This window comes from Agreia pratensis, assembly GCF_900177685.1.
Lineage (GTDB): Bacteria > Actinomycetota > Actinomycetes > Actinomycetales > Microbacteriaceae > Agreia > Agreia pratensis.
This window is the reverse complement of record NZ_FXAY01000005.1, coordinates 187,693-205,485: the sequence shown is the minus strand read 5'-3', so window position 1 is coordinate 205,485 and position 17,793 is coordinate 187,693. Positions and strand designations below refer to the sequence as shown.

Annotated in this window: 20 protein-coding genes; 4 read left to right on the top strand and 16 right to left on the bottom strand. The window is 66.3% G+C overall.

Features of this window, described 5'->3' with window-relative positions:
* Positions 1–98 precede the first annotated feature (98 nt).
* From B9Y86_RS14710 to ykgO, 12 genes are all read right to left on the bottom strand, one after another.
* Complete coding sequence (locus B9Y86_RS14710) at positions 99–368, bottom strand: hypothetical protein (protein WP_085487422.1); 270 nt, start codon at positions 366–368, stop codon at positions 99–101.
* Between the two features lie 11 nt (positions 369–379).
* Entirely contained in the window at positions 380–808 is a 429-nt protein-coding gene (locus B9Y86_RS14705) for an Hsp20/alpha crystallin family protein (RefSeq protein WP_085487420.1), read from the bottom strand.
* Between the two features lie 225 nt (positions 809–1,033).
* Entirely contained in the window at positions 1,034–2,389 is a 1,356-nt protein-coding gene (locus B9Y86_RS14700; RefSeq protein WP_085487418.1) for an Ig-like domain-containing domain, read from the bottom strand.
* Complete coding sequence (locus tag B9Y86_RS14695) at positions 2,379–3,203, bottom strand: TIGR03943 family putative permease subunit (RefSeq protein WP_244894778.1); 825 nt, start codon at positions 3,201–3,203, stop codon at positions 2,379–2,381. The genes B9Y86_RS14700 and B9Y86_RS14695 overlap by 11 nt, the downstream gene beginning before the upstream one ends.
* Positions 3,193–4,182 carry a permease gene (locus B9Y86_RS14690; RefSeq protein ID WP_228515866.1) on the bottom strand — a complete coding sequence of 330 codons (990 nt, stop codon included), beginning with the start codon at positions 4,180–4,182 and terminating at the stop codon, positions 3,193–3,195. Before B9Y86_RS14690 ends, B9Y86_RS14695 begins: the two co-directional genes overlap by 11 nt.
* A 122-nt stretch (positions 4,183–4,304) precedes the next feature.
* Positions 4,305–5,300, bottom strand: a complete 996-nt coding sequence (locus tag B9Y86_RS14685; RefSeq protein WP_085487603.1) for an arsenic resistance protein — start codon at positions 5,298–5,300, stop codon at positions 4,305–4,307.
* On the bottom strand, positions 5,294–6,427 hold the full coding sequence (locus B9Y86_RS14680; protein WP_085487414.1) for an NAD(P)/FAD-dependent oxidoreductase: 1,134 nt from the start codon (positions 6,425–6,427) through the stop codon (positions 5,294–5,296). The genes B9Y86_RS14685 and B9Y86_RS14680 overlap by 7 nt, the downstream gene beginning before the upstream one ends.
* Positions 6,424–7,215, bottom strand: a complete 792-nt coding sequence (locus B9Y86_RS14675; RefSeq protein WP_085487412.1) for a class I SAM-dependent methyltransferase — start codon at positions 7,213–7,215, stop codon at positions 6,424–6,426. The genes B9Y86_RS14680 and B9Y86_RS14675 overlap by 4 nt, the downstream gene beginning before the upstream one ends.
* A complete protein-coding gene (locus B9Y86_RS14670) occupies positions 7,212–8,012 on the bottom strand; it encodes an ABC transporter ATP-binding protein (RefSeq protein ID WP_085487410.1) in 801 nt (266 codons plus the stop codon). Before B9Y86_RS14670 ends, B9Y86_RS14675 begins: the two co-directional genes overlap by 4 nt.
* Positions 8,009–9,010, bottom strand: coding sequence for an ABC transporter substrate-binding protein (locus B9Y86_RS14665; RefSeq protein ID WP_085487408.1), 1,002 nt, complete (start codon positions 9,008–9,010; stop codon positions 8,009–8,011). Before B9Y86_RS14665 ends, B9Y86_RS14670 begins: the two co-directional genes overlap by 4 nt.
* Before the next feature lie 20 nt (positions 9,011–9,030).
* A complete protein-coding gene (locus tag B9Y86_RS14660; protein WP_244894777.1) occupies positions 9,031–10,122 on the bottom strand; it encodes a FecCD family ABC transporter permease in 1,092 nt (363 codons plus the stop codon).
* Between the two features lie 20 nt (positions 10,123–10,142).
* Positions 10,143–10,265, bottom strand: coding sequence for a type B 50S ribosomal protein L36 (gene ykgO / locus B9Y86_RS14655; protein ID WP_044441107.1), 123 nt, complete (start codon positions 10,263–10,265; stop codon positions 10,143–10,145).
* A gap of 50 nt (positions 10,266–10,315) precedes the next feature.
* Here ykgO and B9Y86_RS14650 point away from each other — a divergent pair, with 50 nt between their 5' ends.
* Positions 10,316–11,395, top strand: coding sequence for a CobW C-terminal domain-containing protein (locus B9Y86_RS14650; RefSeq protein ID WP_085487406.1), 1,080 nt, complete (start codon positions 10,316–10,318; stop codon positions 11,393–11,395).
* 120 nt (positions 11,396–11,515) lie between these two features.
* On the opposite strand, the gene B9Y86_RS14645 is transcribed toward B9Y86_RS14650, so the two are convergent.
* Positions 11,516–12,142: an HAD family hydrolase gene (locus tag B9Y86_RS14645; RefSeq protein ID WP_085487404.1), complete on the bottom strand. Its 627-nt coding sequence runs from the start codon at positions 12,140–12,142 to the stop codon at positions 11,516–11,518.
* 135 nt (positions 12,143–12,277) lie between these two features.
* Positions 12,278–12,727, bottom strand: a complete 450-nt coding sequence (locus B9Y86_RS14640; RefSeq protein ID WP_085487402.1) for a DUF6278 family protein — start codon at positions 12,725–12,727, stop codon at positions 12,278–12,280.
* A 114-nt stretch (positions 12,728–12,841) separates the two neighbouring features.
* Between B9Y86_RS14640 and B9Y86_RS14635 the strand changes: the two genes are divergently transcribed.
* Both B9Y86_RS14635 and B9Y86_RS14630 read left to right on the top strand, forming a co-directional pair.
* Positions 12,842–13,480, top strand: coding sequence for a hypothetical protein (locus B9Y86_RS14635; RefSeq protein WP_085487400.1), 639 nt, complete (start codon positions 12,842–12,844; stop codon positions 13,478–13,480).
* A 35-nt stretch (positions 13,481–13,515) separates the two neighbouring features.
* Positions 13,516–13,914 carry an META domain-containing protein gene (locus B9Y86_RS14630; protein ID WP_085487398.1) on the top strand — a complete coding sequence of 133 codons (399 nt, stop codon included), beginning with the start codon at positions 13,516–13,518 and terminating at the stop codon, positions 13,912–13,914.
* 5 nt (positions 13,915–13,919) lie between these two features.
* Here the strand turns inward: B9Y86_RS14630 and B9Y86_RS14625 are convergent, their stop codons facing one another.
* Positions 13,920–14,882 carry an NAD-dependent epimerase/dehydratase family protein gene (locus B9Y86_RS14625; protein WP_085487396.1) on the bottom strand — a complete coding sequence of 321 codons (963 nt, stop codon included), beginning with the start codon at positions 14,880–14,882 and terminating at the stop codon, positions 13,920–13,922.
* 119 nt (positions 14,883–15,001) lie between these two features.
* On the opposite strand from B9Y86_RS14625, the gene B9Y86_RS14620 reads away from it, so the two are divergent.
* On the top strand, positions 15,002–16,384 hold the full coding sequence (locus B9Y86_RS14620; protein WP_085487394.1) for an FUSC family protein: 1,383 nt from the start codon (positions 15,002–15,004) through the stop codon (positions 16,382–16,384).
* Here the strand turns inward: B9Y86_RS14620 and B9Y86_RS14615 are convergent.
* Positions 16,274–17,791, bottom strand: a complete 1,518-nt coding sequence (locus B9Y86_RS14615) for a glycoside hydrolase family 32 protein (RefSeq protein ID WP_085487392.1) — start codon at positions 17,789–17,791, stop codon at positions 16,274–16,276. The two genes, B9Y86_RS14620 and B9Y86_RS14615, sit on opposite strands and share 111 nt — an antisense overlap.
* Positions 17,792–17,793: the final 2 nt, after the last annotated feature.

The following is a 17,793-nucleotide window of genomic DNA, read 5'->3' as shown; positions in this document are numbered from 1 at the left end:
CGCCCTGCGATTTCTGGTAATGCCGGGCGGGCTCCGCGAGCTGATAGCTGACATGAGTGAAGCGGTGCCAGACGATCTGGCACCGCTTCGCTGTTTTGTCACTTCGGAGGCGGAGACCTACTCCTGCCCGGGTGTACCCGAGGAGATGGAGTCCAGACGCTGGAGTCGTCGTCGGGTTCATCCGTGTGCGCCGACCACGCATCCGGCTCCGGCTCGCGGGCGTCGACCTGTGCCGACAGCTGCCGAACGATGTCGTCGAACAGCGCGCTCACGACGATTGCCTCAGCCTCAGCGAGGACGTCATCCGATGCCTCTGCCGATACCGTTCGCGGTTCGTCGCGAGGCTTAATCGAGGCGACGAGAAACATGGCTCACCTCGTCAACTCTGCAGTGCGGCCTGCTCGCGGGTCGCGCTGCCGTGCACCTCGATCTTTCGAGGCTTCGCGCGCTCGCTCACCGGCAGCAGCACCGAGAGAACGCCGTTGTCGTAATGAGCCGTGATGCTCTCGGAGTCGATACCCTCGCCGACGCTGAACTGCCGCACGTACGACCCGTGCGGTCGCTCCTGGGTGAGCCACTTCACGCCGTTTCGGATGTCGGCGGTGCGTTGAGCCCGGATCGTGAGCACCTGCCCGTCGACGTCGATGTCGACACTCTCCGGATCCACTCCGGGGAGGTCGGCGTTGAGCACGTAGTGATCACCCTCGCGGTAGAGATCGACGGGCATGAACCGCTGGCCGGTCTGGCCGCTGTTTAGGCTGCTCGCAAGGCGGCCGAACTCGGTGAAAGGATCAAAAAACATAGCCATGATGAGGAGTCCCCTTTCTGATATCGCGTGTGGAATTGTGCTGGTTGCCGAGGGTTTTCACCTTCGGACGGCAGCATAATAACTCCACCCGAAAGGCCGAATCAAGTCTTTTTTGAGTGCCTTTTTCGCGAGCTGTGCCGCAACGCAGGAAAAGTCGTTTCACCGCGCACGAAACCGCCCACGTCGACCGGTTTTTCCTGAATTAGAGCGGTCCGCCCAGGCGCCTCATCGGGCCGAGCACCAGTTCGCGTCGTGGCCGTCGACGGTGCTGAGGGTCTTGCCGTCGGCGAGGTCGACGTAGGTGATCTGCTGTGCACTCGTGGTGATCGCGGCGTAGAGGCCGTTGGGTGCGACGCAGACGCTCGTGACGGATTGCCCGGCGGGTTCGAGAGAGTCGAGGGAGAAGAGGGCGCTGCTGCCGCCGGCTTCAAGAGTTGACACCGTCGTGTCGGAGCCATGGCCCGAGTCCTGTATCTCGAGAGTGGCACCCGAAGCATCCACGATCGCGGAGTCGGTGCCCCCGAGGTCGCCGGCTACCGAGGGAAACGCGCTGCTCGGGTGCTCGGGCTGAGCGAAGTCTGTCGCGGTCCGCGCGCCGCCCGTCGCCGTGATCAGCGTCTTCGTCGTCGGAACGAACCCGACCAGCGAGTCTGCGCGGCCGATCGGTACCGGGCCGGAGGTTCCATCGCGCTCGCCGAGTGTGTCGACCAGCAGCAGGTCCGAACTCTCTGTCTGGGCGACCAGCGAGGTGGTGCCGGGAATGAGCATCCAGTCTTTTGCCGTGAGTACCTCGAAATCAGTGCCCGTGATGGGAATCGAATAGTCGTTTCCGCGCGTGATGTCGTAGACGTAGAGCTGATCGGGCTGCGCCTCGAAGTGCGCAGACGGCTGCGGTGTGAAGGTGTAGCCGAAGAGCTTGCTCGTGGGGTCGGCCTTGAGGCTGGTGATGGTGCCGGAGCCCGCGAGATTGACGACGATGGGCGCAGCGCCCGTGAGTGACACGATGGTGAGCGCATCGGTTCCGTCGTCGTTCACTGTGTCGACGACCAGGGTGTCGCCTAGCGCCACGAACTGCCGGATGCGCGGGGCCTGGTAGACCGGCGTCGGTGCGCCACCGCCGATGGGTGCAGACAGAACGGCGTCGCTGAACTGCTCTCCGGCTTTCGACGGTGACAGGAAGTACGTGGTCGGATTCGCCGTGGTGAAGGTGTAGTCGAGGGTCGACGCGCCGCCACCCGCGACGCTGCGAACCTCGGGCACGGAGACGGTGTAGCGGGTGTTGTAGCTGAGAATTCCGGTGAACTGCACATCGATGGTGTCGCCGTCGACCGTCGCTGTGGCTGCCGCTGCCGGGCTGACCGTGAGCTTGCCCGCGGCCGAGGGGTCGAGCGGCTCGTTCGCCTGCAGCAGCAGGCGTTGGCCCGAGCGTTCGACCGCGGTGTTCACGTTGATCTGTGCCGATTGCAGCTGTGGCCCGTGCGAGAAGTTCGCGACGACCAGCGCGGCCGCCATGACCGAGACGACGGTGATGCTGCCGTAGAGCAGTCGCCGAAACCTGCGGCCCGCGTTATCAGTAGACATAGGGCTCGGAGGGCTGGTCGACGGCGGTGAGGCTGTCGGGGCGAACGACGGTTGTGGCCGCGCTGAGCACGCTGGGATTCGCCTCGAACTGGCCCGTGACCGTGACCCAGCTGTCTGTGGCGTAGTTGCTCGACCAGCCCGGTGAGTAGACCGGAACCCCCACGGGCTGCGCGTCGACCGCGCAGCAGGTCACCACGAAGCGGGCGACGTAGAAGACGTTGTCGGGATCGTCGGCGTCGGGAGTCACGAATCCGGTGAGGGTGGCGGTGCGGCCACTCAGGTCGTCGGCGCTCGCACCCTGTCGAATGAGCGCGGCCCAGTCTTTGACCGAATACGCCGAGGTGTCGTCTGAGGAACCCGGGGGCGGGCCGGCGTTGGCGAGGGTGTTCGACGAGCCATTGAGGCTGCGCTGCTCGACTGCCGCCGACGTGAGCGAACTCGGAGGTACGACCAGCAGGGCGACGGCCGCGGCGGCGACGATCACGAGGGCGGTGAGCGATCCGCCGAACGCGAGCAGCGGGCGGCGGCGACCGGCCCCGCTCTCGTCGGGGGCGTCGGACCCGCGCCCATCCGGCTTGCCATGGCTGTCGTGATCGTGATCATGCTCGTCGTCTTCGCCTGGCCCAGGAATCACGAGGAGCGCACCGATCGTGAGCACGAACGCGATGCCGGCCATGATCAGGGTGAATACGTAGTAGCGCGGGTTTATGTAGAGCCCGAGCTGGCCCGTGACGCCGAGCCAGACAGTTGCGATCGCGGCGAGCAGGGTGAGAGCCAGGCCCTTCCAGCGCGCGATGAGACGACTAAAAAACAAGGTTCACCGCCAATCCGATGGCCGCGGCGCACACGGCGATGAGCACGCTCACCTGCACCAGAGTGCGCACCGTGAAGGTGGTGCGCATCAGAGCGAGCATCTTGATGTCGATCATGGGACCGAAGATGAGAAAAGCGACGATGCCGCCGGGCAAGAAGGTGGAACCGAACGAGAGGATGAAGAACGCGTCGACGTTCGAGCAGATGGCGACGATGAACGCGAGAGCCATGAGCGCGAGCACAGACCAGAGCGGATTGCTGCCCAGGGTGATCAGCAGATTGCGCGATACGGCCACCTGGATGAGCCCCGCAATGCCGGCACCCACGATCAGAGCGGGCATCATGGCGGCGGACTCGCGCCCGAAGCTGATGAGGGTGCGGCGCGTTCTGGTGCCGTGCTCGGCGTGCGGATCGACGGCGCAGGCTGCCTGGAAGCCACGCGTGAGGAGGGTCTGCGGAGCGGGGTGGGCGCTGTAGATGAAGCCGACGAGGTTCGCGATGAGCAGGCCGCCGAGGATGCGGCTGATGAGGATGCCGTCGTTCCAACCGAACGCCTGATAGGTGGTGATGATCGTGATGGGGTTGATGATGGGTGCCGCGAAGAGGAAGGCCATCGAGTCGGCCACACTGAGGCCGCTGACGATGAGCCCTCGGGTCAGCGGCACGTTTCCGCACTCGCAGACCGGAAGCAGTACCCCGAGCAGAGAGATGATGCTGCGACGCAGCACGGGGTTTCGGGGAAGTCTCCTGAGAAGAAAGCCCGCGGGCAGCCAGATCTGCACGATGGCCGAGAGCAGGATTCCGAGAATGACGAACGGCAGCGACTCGATGATGACGCTCACCGAGAGCGTCACGAAGTCTTTCGCCGGATCGGTCATCCACGAGGTCCACTCGGCCGGCGCGAACACTCTGATCGAGATGAGAAGCAGCACCGCGGCGACGCCGATCGTGGGCGTCCAGCGCCATTCCGATCGGGTCAATTCGCGCAGGGTGGGATGCGTCGCGGGTGTCGTGCTCAGCGTTCGCTCCTCGCTCTGTCGACCGTCGATTCGGCTACCCCATCATTGTGCGCTCATCCCGTGCAGTAGCTGGGCGTGGGTTCTCACGCGGTGACGCTGGCTCTGGTCGCCCCGTCGAGTTGCTTCTTCTCCTGACGTCGCAGCAGATGAGTCAGAGCAGTGAGGTGCGGGAACTCGATGAGCATGCCGAGGATGATCGCCGCGTAGACGACAGGCTGGTCTGGCAGAGCGATGGTCGTGACCGCGAGCATCAGCGGAGCGTTGCGAGCCGAGGTCGTCATCGTCAACAGCGCCTTGGAGGGATACCCGAGGTGGAACAGGCGCGCGACTCCTTCGACGATCACGAACACGACGACGAAGAAGAGGAAGACGACCAGCAGCACCCACGCGAATGCGGCAGGGTCGGCGAGGATGGTTCCGACGTTGCCGGCGAAGAGTCCGACGATGACCACGGCGATCACCAGAGGAACCAGGCTGTCGGCCGCCTGCACGACGCGCTCCCGCGCCGTGGGAGCGAGGCACAGCCACAGGAACAGTCGCGCTGCGAGCGCAATTCCGGCCGGCACGGCGAACCACGTCACGAGCGTCGGCGCGATCTCGATGGGTGAATTCCCCACCTGCTGCCCACCGAAGAGGCCGAGCCAGACGGGATAGAGCACCAGCTGCAGGGACATCTGAATCGGAATGAGCGACGCCCCCGTCGTCGTGTCGCCGCCGGCCATGCGGGTGAAGCCGAGGAACCAGTCGGTGCAGGGGAACAAGCAGTAGATCAGCACCCCCAACCGCAGCGCCTGATCGGGCAGCAGGAGCGAGGTCAGACAGAACGCGATCACCGGAACCAGGGCGAAGTTGAAGGTCAGCGCGAGCAACACGGTTCGGGGGGCCCGCTTCAGCGCGGCGAGGCTCTCTAGTCGGAGAGTGAAGACGAGCAGTCCCACCAACACCATGATCGACGGGTCCACCACAGACGCGATCACGCTGCCCGTGGCGGGAGCGAGCGCACCGGTCAGACTGCCGACGAGGATGGCGGCGACGAAGAGTATGGTCACCGCCCAGGGGCGAAGTGCTGCGGTCAGCATGCGCACTCCACCCCGCAGCACGACAGATCGTCGGTGAGCATGCCGGCCGTTCGCCACTCCTCGAGGCCGCCACACTCCTTGCCCTGTGCCTCGCCGATCACACGGGCGATGTGAGCGAAGCGCTGCCGGAACTTGTAGACGAAACAGAACTTGAGTGCTCCGTGCCGCATCGCGGGACCAGAGAGGAAGAGGCCGGGGGTGATGGTGGACTGGTCGTCGTCGTCGAGTTCGGGCCAGCCGTCACCGCGGAGCGTGAACAGCCCCGAGACCGGGCCCAGACCCGGGCCGAAGCCGGTTGCGGCGATCGGGCGAGAGTCGGCTCGGATGCGCGTGCCGTTGCCGAGGCTTACGACCCATTCGGCGCCGTCACGTTTGATGCTGCTCGCGTGAGCCCCTGTGAGGGTCAGTCGGCCGGTCGCGGCGGCAGCGTTGAGACGCATGCGTGAACGCGGGGCGAGGCGGAACGAGGGGTCGGAGCCCGGACCGGCGTCCCAGGGACTCCCGGCATCCACGACCGTGACCTGCGCGCCCTGCTCGATGTGATGGCAGGCGATATCGATGCCCGACTCGTATCCACCGATCACGATCATCCGGCCCGAGCGAGGCTCCCAGGCCGCGCCGGTCGCGGAATGATCCGACAGGCTGATGCCGGCCAGGCGCGCCTCGGGTCGATCGGAGAACTCGCCACCGGCCCACACGACGGTATGAGCAGACACAGGTCCGCGCGAGGTCGTCACCGTGAACTCGTCGCCCGCGGGCTCCACCGCGGTCACCTCGGTGTGTGGCAGAACCGGCACCTGAAAGTGCTGCACCACGCTGCGCAGATACTTCGCGTACTGCGGCCCGGTGAGGTAGTCGGTGCCGAGGCTGTATGCCGGTGACGTGCGCGGGTGCACCGCGTTGAGGTCGGTCGCACCGAACCCGTTGCCCGTGAACGAGGGAGTGAGGAACGTCTGCTTCGTCGGCCAGTCGAGGAACGTCTGGCCGATCTGACCGCGATCGATCACACCGATCATGAGGTCGTCTACCGCGGAGAGGGCGAGGGCCGTGCCGATTCCGGCCGGGCCGGCGCCGATGACGAGCGCGTCGAGGGTTTTCGGGGCGGGAGCTCCGTCGCTGCCGGTCATTGCGCCACCACCCCGTAGACCACGTGGTCGTCGAGATACTGCCAGACGGTTCCCGTCTCGGCGAATCCGGCGCTGGCAAGGCTCTCGAGGTGAAAGCCGAGCGTGACCTTCGGCGGCGCCTCGTGCAGTTCTGCTCCCCAGACCTCGGAGCGCCGAACGAGGGCTTCGGCGTAGCGGGGAACGTCGGCGACGGCCTGCCACCACTCGTCCCACGTGTCGGTGTCGCCCGCGAACGTCGACTCCTGCATCGCGGCGTCGTCGGCCAGTGCGATGCGAGCGAGGGTGCTCTCGTGGTGGGCGCTGTACGACAGGTGGTCGCCATTCAAGACGATGCCGCCTGGGCGCATCAGATCGGGCAGGGCTCGATAGACATCGGCGAGGGTTCCGGGCTTCAACCAGTGCAGTGCGGTCGACGACACGACGGCGTCGAACGGCGCGGCTGCGATGGCCGGATGCTCGGTCCAGTCAGCGTGAGCAAGGTCGACTTCGGCGGTCTGCAGACGAGCATCGTCGGTCGCCAGATCGGAGGCGATGGCCAGGAGGGCCGGATCCTTGTCGGCGATGACCGCCCGGCCGTTCGGAACATGACCGAGAACGTGCAGGGCAAGCGAGCCCGTGCCGCCGGCGAGGTCGAGGATGCGCGGCTCGGCGACGTCGGCGCAGACGGCGGCGACGACCCGGGCGATCGTGTCGAAGAGCTCACCCCGGTGCCGAATATAGCCGGTCTGCTGGGCATCCCACCGTGCTGCGAGCTCGCGAGCGGTGTCGAGGGTGCTGAGGTCTGTCATGCGGATTCCTTTTCATGTGACGAAGAGAGGGGGAGTGGCGAGGGCAGGCTGAAAGAGAGGCGCGCGCGCCCATCCGGCCCGGGATGCGCGTGGGTCGTCACGTCGTACACGGCGTCGAGCAGCGGCGGCCTAAAGAGTTCGGCCGGTCGCCCAGCACCCGCGACGCGGCCACGATGCAGAACGACCACGTGATCGCACACCTCGGCCGCGAGGTCGAGGTCGTGCAGAACGATCAGCACGGTGGGGGCGATGCGCCGCAGCAGAGCGACGATTTCGAGCCGATGTCTGATGTCGAGGTGATTGGTGGGCTCGTCGAGCAGAACGTGGCTGGCGCCCTGGGCGAGCGCACGGGCCAGGGCCACGCGCTGCAGCTCTCCGCCCGAGAGCGTCGACAGTCGGTCGAAGGCGCGATGCGACAGTTCGACCGCGTCGAGGGCATCAGCCACGCGGTCGTCGAACGCGGCCCCGCCCGAACGCAGAACGCCGTGCTCGGCGAGCCCGCCCAGCGACACCTCGTCGACGACGCGCAGCGACGGGTCGGGCTCGCTGCGTTGGCCCACCTCGGCGACGTGCCGTGCGATCCATCGTCGGGGCCGGATGCGGAGATCGTCGCCATCCAGAACGATCCGGCCCGACGATAGTGGAGCGGCGCGAACGAGCGCGCGCAGCAGAGTGGTCTTGCCGCTTCCGTTCGGTCCGACGATGCCGGTCACCGCTCCGGTCTGCGCGGTGAACGAGACGTCATCGAGCAGTACTCGGCGGCCGGCGCGCACGGTAACGGCCTGCGCCTCGATCACGGCAGTGTTGCGAGAAGCCCGCGCAGCTGCTGCGGACCTGCGATCGAGAGCATGCTGGGCGGGTCGGTGTAGGGAAACTGCAGCGCCACGACGCGACCTCTCTGCACGGCCGAGAGGGCGGATACCCCGGGCGCACTCATGAAGCTGTCGATTACGTCTTTGGGCTCGCCACTGGAGTAGAGCAGAACGATGGTTCCCGGGTCGCGCGAGATGATGTCCTCGATATTGGCGTCGAAGACCCGCTCCGCGGAGTCGGCGTAGACGTTGGTCAGTCCGGCCGCCGTGAACACCGGCGTGACCATGCTCGGGCCGCCGTAGGGCGAGAGCACGCTTCCTCCGGATGAGACGTAGAGGGCGGCGGCGGTTCCGGCATCCGGTGCCTGAGAGCCGAGGCTCGCCATGCCCTGTGAGACGATCTTTTCGGCCTGATCGCTCTCGCCGAGGAGGGTGCCGAGGGTGCGCACTTCGCTCCACACGCGGTCGAAGGTCGCCGGCTTGCTGAGCTCGGGGCCGGGGTCGGCGCAGTAGGCGCTGGGCGTGTAGACCGCGATTCCACTGGCGGCGAGGGCAGCGCGGTCGACGGCGTTCTCGGGCGCGATCACCAGGTCGGGTTGGGCGCCGAGGAGGCTCTCCTGCGACACGATCGATCCGCCGGTGGCGTTCTTCTCGGTCGAGAGCTGGTCGAGTGAGGCGAGGGTCTCGTAGGTGGAGTCCTTGTAGAGGCCCGGCTGCACTGTCGAGGTGAGGGCGACCACGCGGTCGACTGCGTCGAGCGCCTCGAGGTTGGGCAGCGAGTCGTTGTTCACGAGCACGATGCGCTTCGCGGGCGCCTTGAGAGTGACCTGCGATCCGCAGTTCTCGATGGTGATGGGTGCGTCGGCGGCATTCGTTGTGGATGCGCTGCTCGCCGGGGTGCTCGCGCAGGCGCTCAAGGTCGCGAGGGTGAGCGCGGCGATGGTAAGGGCCGCCGGCAGGCGCCGGAGGAGGGGTGTCTTCATCGGGTTCTTTCTAGATGGGGTTACGAGGCATGGATGGACGAGGAGGGCGTGCGGAGCAGGAGAAGCAGGAAGGGGGCGCCGATGATTCCGGTGATGACGCCCACGGGAATCTCCTGGGGAGCGAACGCGGTTCTCGCCACGGTGTCGGCGGCGACAAGCAGGATGGCGCCGAGAAGCGCGGAGATCGGCAGCACGACGCGGTGGCGGCCGCCCGCCAGTCGACGCGCGAGATGGGGCACGACCAGGCCGATGAACCCCACGCCGCCGACCGCGGCGACCGTGACGCCGACCATCGCGGAGACGCCGACCATCAGGGCGATGCGGGTGCGCTCGGGGTCGATTCCCGCCGAGCGCGCGGAGTCGTCACCGGACGCCAGCGCATCGATCATCGGGGCGATCACGAGCAGGATGCTGATTCCGATGACCGCAGAGACGGCCGCGGCAGCGAGGGCCAACGGCTGCACCGCAGCCAGCGAACCGAGCAGCCAGAAGAGCACTGAGCGGGCTGCTTCAGGGGAGTCGCTCGAGAACACGAGAAAACTGGTGGTCGCGTTGAGCGCGTAGCCCACGGCGAGGCCGGCCAGAACCAGGCGCAGGGGACCCCGTCGATTGGCCACCCCGGCCAGCATCAGTACGAGCAGAACCGCCCCGATGGCACCGGCGAGAGCGGCGCCAGAGAACAGCAGCGCGCTGCCGCCGCCGATCACCAGCACGACGAGGGCGACGCCGGTGGATGCGCCGGAGTTGAGTCCGAGCAAATAGGGGTCGGCGAGGCTGTTGCGCACGAGAGCTTGAAGCATCGCTCCCGACACGGCAAGCACCGCGCCCGCGACCAGGGCCATCGCCACACGTGGCAGCCGGGTGCCCCACACGATCTGCTGCGCAGAGTCAGACCAGTCGCCGTGACCCGTCGAGAAGAGTCCGTCGGTGATGATGCCGACGACGGCCGATGGCGCTATGGGCACGGGCCCGATGCTGACCGCGACCAAGGCCGTGATGATCGCTGCACTCGCCAGCGCAGCGATCATCACGGCGCCGCGTCGTCGACCACGCCTGATCGACGAGACGACCTCGTGCGTGGCGATCGAAGCCGCCCCAGGTTCGCTGACCACCCGCAAGAGGCCTTCGTTTCTCACCCCTGGCGAGCTTTGAAACGAGGGTTGAGTTTGTTGATCACGAACACGCGACCACGCCGTCTGACGACTTGCGAGCCGGGCATCTTCTTCATCGACTTGATCGAATTGCGGACCTTCACAGCCACCTCCATTTGTTATTGAGAACCATTCTCAAATAGAGTAGCTCACTATGAACGAGCCTTCCGACAGCCCCCCGGTCTCCCGTATCGCCGGTCTGGCGGTCACACTTGTCTCATCGAGCGATCGGCTCCGCGCCGAGCATGTCGCTGCCATCCTCAGCGGCTGCACTGTCTCGGAATCTCCCGTCGAACTCGATGTCGGAGGCGACGACGACGCCACGTTCGCGGTCGAACTCGCCGAGCAACTCGCATCCGAATACGACGACGGCCTCACCGGCAACACCGTGGTGGTGCTGGAGCCGAGCGCAGACATTGTCGAGGTGGCCCTGGTGCTCGAGCACATGCTCGACGGCCGGCGACCCCGCGTGCCCGTGGGCATTCGCGATGTGGTGGCGGTGACCTCGGTGCGCGAGGTAGGCCAACAGCTCTTCGGCTGGCCGGCCGAGCGCTCTGCGCGGGGCGACGACTTCACGTCGCCCGGGCGCTTGGCTTCGCGACTCGAATTCGCCAGCATGATCGTTCTGACCGATGCGCCCAACGCGGCTGCCGCAGACGATACGCGGCTCGTGCTTGCTCTTCTCGAACGATTGGCCCCGTCTGCTCTTCTGTTGACGCCGTTCGACGTGGCTCACGCGCGTCAGCTGTCAGGGTTGCTGGTGCGCGGTCGCGCCCGCCGACTCGGGGCTTCGATGGGGTGGCAGCGTGAACTGGTGGAGGGTGCGCCCGCGCATCCGGTTTCGGCGTGCTCGACGTATGTGTTTCGTGACCCGCGACCGTTTCACCCGGGTCGACTGCACTCCGCCGTGACCCTGCGCCTGACGCCCGAGAATGTGGGATGCATCGCGCGCTCGCGGGGGTTCGTGCGGCTGGCGACGCGCGGTGGCCGGGTCGGATCGTGGGCGACGGCCGGCAATGTGCTCGACCTGGACCCGACTGAGATGCTCAGCTGGAGCACGGACTCGCCGATCGGGCAGGAGATCGTGTTCTTCGGCCCGGGCCTCGATGAGATCGCGCTCGAAGCGGTGCTGTCGGAGTGTCTGCTGACGACCGAGGAGTTGGCTGCGGGGCCCGAGGAGTGGATGAGCTATCCGGATCCGTTCCCTGAGTGGATGGTCGAGCACCACCACTGAGGTTGGTGCTGCGCTGCTCTGCAGGAAAAATCGACCGTCCGCGTGCAGAACTGCCCTCTTTCGGCGAATTCTCCTGAATGTGAGCGGTGCCGCGGCGGCGAACTTCGTGATCTCCGGGTGTCAGCTCAGGGCGGCGGTCAACTGCGCGAGCGAGTCGAGGCGGATGTCGGCGAGGTTCGCTTCCTCGCGTCGGGCGTGGATGTAGCCCCACGGGCCCCGGCGGAGAAGGGCGGTGCGCATTCCGGCGTCACGGGCAGGCAGGATGTCGTTGTCCAGGCGGTCGCCCACGTAGAGGATGGCGTCGGGAGTCAGGTCAGCGCGCTGCGCGATTCGAGCGAAGAACTCCGGCGACGGTTTGGAGACACCCCAATCGGTCGACGATGCGACGAAATCGGCGTCGAACTCCAATGCGCGCAATTGGGCGACGGCGCCGTCGGGCTGGTTGCCGGCGATGCCGACGACATGGCCGGCTGCGCGAGCGGCCTGTAGACAGGAGATCGCGTCGGGATACAGGTCGGCTCGCTCGATCCGCACCGTGGAGTCGGGCGGCTCGACGTCGAGCATGTCCCAGACCTGTCGATGGTCTTGATCTCGTTCGATGAGTGCCCCCAGAACTCCCATCAATGCAAACGGCGTGACGCCGACTTCCGTGGCTTTCAGAGACCATGCCCGCGACTCGTCGACCAGCGTCTCGCCGACATCGAAGACGATCGCCCGCAGCCCCGGTGGAAGGGTGATCTTGTTCATGGATCACATTGTCGCGCGAAGTCGGCGACCTGTTGCATCGAAGGAAGAACCGACCCTCCGCGTGCAGAACTGCCCCTTTTCGGCGCATTCTCCTGAGTTAGAGCGGCCTTATGGTCAGGGGCGGTGTCGCATTCGTCAGGTGCCCGAGTGATCGGCCATCTTGTCGAGATGGTCGAGCACGTCGACGAGGGTGTGTCGACCGTCGGTGAACCGGGATCTCGCGACAGCCATGACGTCGGCCATGTTTCCTCCCGGCACCTCGACGAGGGGCTCGCCCTCTCGGATGACTCTCCACTGGCTTCCGGGGATGGCGTGGATGACGACGTCGCCGAAGTACATGGCTACCGCCTCTTCGAGACCCTCGGCAAGAGCCGGTATCGCGGCGTCGAATGCCGCCAACCCGGCTCGGCTCACCTCGATGTTCATTCCGATGTGTTCGGCCGCAGCGATGAGTTCGTCATAGCCGCCGACATCGGTGATCGGCACTCCCGGCAGCTGGTCGGCCGGTGCCGGTCGGTAGCTCGCGTAGCGACGGGCCATGCCGATAGGAAGGGTCTGGGTAGCCTGCCGATAGGACCGATTCATCTATCCACCATCTGTCGGTTTTGGAGCGCTGTCAAGAGGCGCTCTCGCCTCTGAGATGCCGCCGGTGTCTGGATTTCCCTAGAACGCCGAGGCGCCTCGTTGCCATAATTGATCATGACGAATTCCCTTCGCGAGTCCTGGGCGGCGACGACTCACAACTGGACCCACGACGTCGACTTCGAGCATCTTCGCGTCGCACGTAAGCTCGTCGGGCCTGTTGGCTGTGCGCAGCTCATGCACATGGTGCTCGAGGTCGCGGCATACGCCGACGACGAAGCCTATGACCAGCAGCGAATCGGCCTAGTTCTCATCGAGGTATCTGACGACCAGATCAGCGTTGCTGACGATGGGCGTGGAACAGACACCCGAAGAGACGCACACGGCGTCGCGGTCAGGAAACCGGTGATGGCAACGCAAGACATACGTTTTTTCGCAAGGCAAGACGCTCCCGCCCTACCCGATGGGGAGCCTCGCCGAGGCATGTCTGCCGTGGCGGCGGCCTGTGAGCAGCTTGTTCATGAGAACCGTCGGCATGACGGCGCGTGGTCTCAGACGTACGAGCGCGGAGTACCGACCTCGGCCCTCGAAGATGCGGGGCAGCAGAGCGAGACAGGGACGGTTGTGCGGCTGTGCCGACTCGACCGCCAGGTGGTCGCAGATGTAGACCTGGCCAGGCTCCGATCGTTGCTTGGCGCGTTCCGGCATATCGAGGTCGTCGTGCGGTCACTCCGAACCACGGCCCAAGCCCAGTAGACCACCGGCCATCGAAGAGAGCGGAACAACTGAGCATGACGGTGCTACGCAGAGCACGTGTCACAGCGACGATCCTGCTCGGGGTCATGGTCCTCTCTGCATGCACCCCCGGTTCCTCCCCGGGCGCAACGAACGACGCGGCTCCATCCCCTTTCGTCGGCGGGTGGGCGGAGTCGGCGGCGACGGGCGACACGACCATCACCTTCGACGAGACCGGAGAATTTGTCGGTTTCGACGGCTGCAATACGCAGAACGGCTCGTTCGTCGCGTCAGGGCCAGGCATCACGCTGAGCATCACCAGCGCCACGGAGGTCGCCTGCTCTGAGGATGTGTGGCTCGAGAAGGTCACGAGCGCGCACCTCGACGGAGACTCCCTCGTCATGACCGATTCGAGCGGTGCGCAACTCGGCCGACTGCTCAAGACCGAGCCGTGAACCGGTCAGTGAGCCGATCGAAGTATCTCCTGCTCGTCAACCGCGCTGAGCCCCGACCGGCGCTCGCGGTCGATGCCGCGCGCGAGTTCGTCGGCGTGCACGCGCGACAACGTCTCGCTGAGCGATCGCCGGATGCCGCCTGACGCCAGGTAGGCGGCTCCGGATCGCTGCGCAAAGGCGACGTCGGTGAGCGGGAGCCACAGAGGAAGCGACCTCGGCCCGGCCCAGTAGCCGACGTCGTGAGCCAGAAGAACGTCGTCATCGACCTCGACGAGTTCGCCGTCGTAGCGTGCCGCCGCAGCGGCAGCACGCAGGAATTCTGAAAACGACACGACCTCGCCGACGGCGTTGACCACGCCCGACAGGCGGTCTCGCCCCGCGCGCTCGATCCACGAGGCGAGGTCGGAGACGTCGATCGCCTGCACGAAACGATCCGCAGTTGTGGGTATGAGCGCAGGCCCGGTGCGGCTGAACCGCGCAGGCCAGTAGCCGAATCGGTCGCTCGGGTCGCCGGGGCCGACGATGAGTCCCGGGCGGGCGACGAGCAGGCGATCTCCGAGGTGCTTCAGGCTTATGAGCTCCGCCGCGACCTTCGCATCGGCGTAGTTCGAGGTGTCTCGAGGCTCCACGACGGCGGCCGACTCGTCGGCATCCGGTTCATCGTTTCGGCTGTATACCGAGACGCTCGACACGAGCGTCCAATGCGCGGCGCTCGACGCGAGGGCCTCGAGGGCCGGGCCGACGAATCTCGGATCGGAGGAGAGCTCGATCACGTCATCCCACTGACCCGTCACGCCGTCGTACGCGTACGGCGACAGGCGATCGACCGGTACGAGACGCGAGCCGTCGGGAACCGACCCCGACTCGCCGCGAGCGAGGCAGGTGACATCAGCACCCTCAGCCACCGCCCGCTGCGCGATCTCGCGCCCCAGCCATCCAGTTCCGCCCAATACAAGCACTCGTCGCATGAGCCCAGTCAAGCGTCACTGGCGGGATCGCGAGGCCGGCTTCGCCGCAGGCGCAATCGGTGAGTGAGAGCTCTGACCCGTGCAGCCGATCGAACACCGCTCGGGTATAGCGTTGCCTCATGCAGAGAGGGATCCGGGCCAAGTTGGTCAGGGGTTGCGTCGCGCTGTCGGCCGTATCGCTCATCGTGGCGGTGCTGATGGCCGTCGATCCGGAGCCAGCCGCTGTGATGCTCGGAATCACGCTGGGTTCGTCGCTGAGCAGGAGTCAGCTCGGGCACCATGGCCGTGAGCGACTGCAAGCCCTCGGGTTACTCCCTCTTCTGGGGATGGCTACCATCGGTCTGGGCATGCTGCTTCAGCTGCAGTTCGTCCTGGGCGCTGCGGTCTACGTGCTCGTCTTAGTCGGCACGGTGCTTCTGCGGCAGACCGGCGATCTGGGAAGACGCTTCAGCAGTCTCGCCGCGACATCGTTCCTCGCCGTGCTGTTCCTTCCCGGGGGCGCGGGCCGAGACCACGGGCCAGTGCTCGCCGTCGTTGAGCCCTTGTCGATCGCCGTCTTCGCGTGGCTCGTGGTCACCGCGGTGCAGCTTCTCGCCCAGCGCCTCACCGTGCTGCCTTCTCCCGCCAGGCGCCCGACGGTTGAAACGGCCTCACCGACATCGCCGCCGAGCAACAGTCTCCGTCCTTCGTCGACCACGCGTTCTGCTCTTCAGCTCGGTGTCGGGCTCACTCTTGCCTTCGTGATCGCGGCCGCCGGCTTCGGCGATCACTGGGCATGGGTCGTGCTGAGTGCCGTGATCGTCGCCTATCTGCCGCGGGGCCGAGCGGATGCCGTGAGCAAGGGTCTGCACCGACTGCTCGGCGCCGCTGCGGGGTCGGTTTTCGCGCTGCTGCCGCTCGCCACCGGCCCCGGAGACTCGACGATTCTGGTCATCGCCGCGCTCTCGGCGATCGGGATCGGACTCCTGCTCAGAGAGGTCAGCTACGCGGCCTGGGCATTCGGGGTGACGGTCGCCCTGACCCTGCTCGATCGTCTGACGGGCCAACCCTCACCACTCATCGGGATGCGTCTGATCGAGATCGCCATCGGCGTCACGGTGGGATTGCTCCCGGTCTGCCTCCTTCTGCCGGTGCGCACCACTGACGTGGTGCGCTCGCGGCTGCGGCCCGTGCTGGCTGCCGTGGCGGAGCGTCTCGCCGCCGCGGATCCGAGCGCGCAGGCCGCCGCGCAGCGTCGCATCGAGGCGGATCTGCGTGAACTCGATCAGGCCGGTGCGTCGTTGCAGGAGGCGGCTCGCGCGCTGGCGATCGTGCGCCGCCCGCCGCCCGAGGGTGCACAGTGGGTGCGAAACGCGCACACGATCGCGACCGCGGCCATCGACTCGACGCCTTCAGCCGGCGATGAACTCTCCCAGGCCGTCCGCGACGCGCGGCGAGCGCTTCGCGACCCGGCCGCGCTCGGCTCCGCCCTCAGCGTCGCATCGCGGCTCGCGCAGCGGTGACACAGTCACCGTGCCGGTGCCGGATGTCGCCGCGACCCTGAGCACGTCGGCGTCAGCCGGCGCAAAGGCGAGGTCGGTGAACGTGACGGCCCCCTCGTCGGCGAAGATCTCGACGACACATTCGTCGACGATCACGGTCAGCGAGAGTCGGCCGTCGCGGAGCGGAACCGAGGTCTCGTTCACCGTGGCGAACCCGGGGTGAAGATCGACGATTCCGGATCGCCGCCGGTCGAGGCTGAGCGTCATCGTCGCGGTGTCGTAGCCGATCGTCACTTCGCCGTGTGTTCCCGCGAGCACGTCGAGACGCAGTATCGAGTCCGGCCCGGCCTGCCAGTCGATCGTCAGAACGTATCGTCGGCCCGCGATCGTGGTCGACGGTGAACCCGACACGATCGGCATCCTCACCGTTTCGGATTCGACGCTCACTGACTCGAGGTCGAGTACGGGAGTCTGGATGAGGGCGAATCCGCCTGCGGTGCGTGTCAGGCTCAATTCGCGCGGCGACGACATCACGCCACGCCAGGGCGCCGTCGGTGTCTCGGATGCGTATTGCCAGTTTCCCGCCCAGCCCAGCGCGATCCGGCGGTCGTCGGGGACGCCGGAGAAGGTGACGGCCGCGTAGAAGTCGCGGCCATGGTCGACCGGTGTCCACGAACCGGCCGGATCGACGACGAACGAGTGGCCGTCAAACGATCCGACGAGGTAGCTCATCGACGAGTCGACCGCATCGCCGACGCCATTCGTGCTGACCAGGAGCACCCACATGAGTCGTTCATCGTCGCCATCCACGGGCAGTGCGAACAGATCGGGGCACTCCCACACCACGTCTTCGGGGCCGAAAGGTCCGATCGACGATTCGAAGATCCAGTCGCGGAGGTTCTGCGAACTGTAGATCAGCACCTGGCGCAGCGTCGCCTCCACGGCGACCATGATCCATGTCGAATCGCCGGTCGGCGAGGTGTATCTGAACACCTTCGGGTCGCGAAAATCCGGCGAATCGCGATCGAGCACAGGGTTGCCGGCGTATTTCTCCCACGCGTACCCGCCGTCGGTGCTGAACGCCAGAGCCTGGGTCTGGATGCCATCCGGCGACACACGCGTGTAGACGGCCACGAGCGGGGGAGACTCGATGGAGCCGAGCTCAGAGGTATTCAGGCTGTCGACGACGACCGAACCGGAGTAGATCTGTTCGGTCGGGGTGCAGGCGATCGCGACGGGCAGCTCGTGCCAGCTCGTCAGATCTCGGCTCGTGGCGTGGCCCCAACTCATGTTGCCCCAGGAATTGCCGAACGGGTTGTACTGGTAGAAGAGGTGGTAGACGCCCCTGTCGTAGACGAGCCCGTTGGGGTCGTTCATCCAGTTGCGTGCGGGCGTGAAGTGGATCAGGGGTCTGTCGTCGCTGCTCATGT

Coding starts and splice junctions, on each gene's coding strand:
- B9Y86_RS14710 (WP_085487422.1), bottom strand. CDS start 368: ATGTTTCTCGTCGCCTCGATTAAGCCTCGCGACGAACCGCGAACGGTA.
- B9Y86_RS14705 (WP_085487420.1), bottom strand. CDS start 808: ATGGCTATGTTTTTTGATCCTTTCACCGAGTTCGGCCGCCTTGCGAGC.
- B9Y86_RS14700 (WP_085487418.1), bottom strand. CDS start 2,389: ATGTCTACTGATAACGCGGGCCGCAGGTTTCGGCGACTGCTCTACGGC.
- B9Y86_RS14685 (WP_085487603.1), bottom strand. CDS start 5,300: ATGCTGACCGCAGCACTTCGCCCCTGGGCGGTGACCATACTCTTCGTC.
- B9Y86_RS14680 (WP_085487414.1), bottom strand. CDS start 6,427: ATGACCGGCAGCGACGGAGCTCCCGCCCCGAAAACCCTCGACGCGCTC.
- B9Y86_RS14675 (WP_085487412.1), bottom strand. CDS start 7,215: ATGACAGACCTCAGCACCCTCGACACCGCTCGCGAGCTCGCAGCACGG.
- B9Y86_RS14665 (WP_085487408.1), bottom strand. CDS start 9,010: ATGAAGACACCCCTCCTCCGGCGCCTGCCGGCGGCCCTTACCATCGCC.
- B9Y86_RS14650 (WP_085487406.1), top strand. CDS start 10,316: ATGAACGAGCCTTCCGACAGCCCCCCGGTCTCCCGTATCGCCGGTCTG.
- B9Y86_RS14645 (WP_085487404.1), bottom strand. CDS start 12,142: ATGAACAAGATCACCCTTCCACCGGGGCTGCGGGCGATCGTCTTCGAT.
- B9Y86_RS14640 (WP_085487402.1), bottom strand. CDS start 12,727: ATGAATCGGTCCTATCGGCAGGCTACCCAGACCCTTCCTATCGGCATG.
- B9Y86_RS14635 (WP_085487400.1), top strand. CDS start 12,842: ATGACGAATTCCCTTCGCGAGTCCTGGGCGGCGACGACTCACAACTGG.
- B9Y86_RS14630 (WP_085487398.1), top strand. CDS start 13,516: ATGACGGTGCTACGCAGAGCACGTGTCACAGCGACGATCCTGCTCGGG.
- B9Y86_RS14625 (WP_085487396.1), bottom strand. CDS start 14,882: ATGCGACGAGTGCTTGTATTGGGCGGAACTGGATGGCTGGGGCGCGAG.
- B9Y86_RS14620 (WP_085487394.1), top strand. CDS start 15,002: ATGCAGAGAGGGATCCGGGCCAAGTTGGTCAGGGGTTGCGTCGCGCTG.
- B9Y86_RS14615 (WP_085487392.1), bottom strand. CDS start 17,791: ATGAGCAGCGACGACAGACCCCTGATCCACTTCACGCCCGCACGCAAC.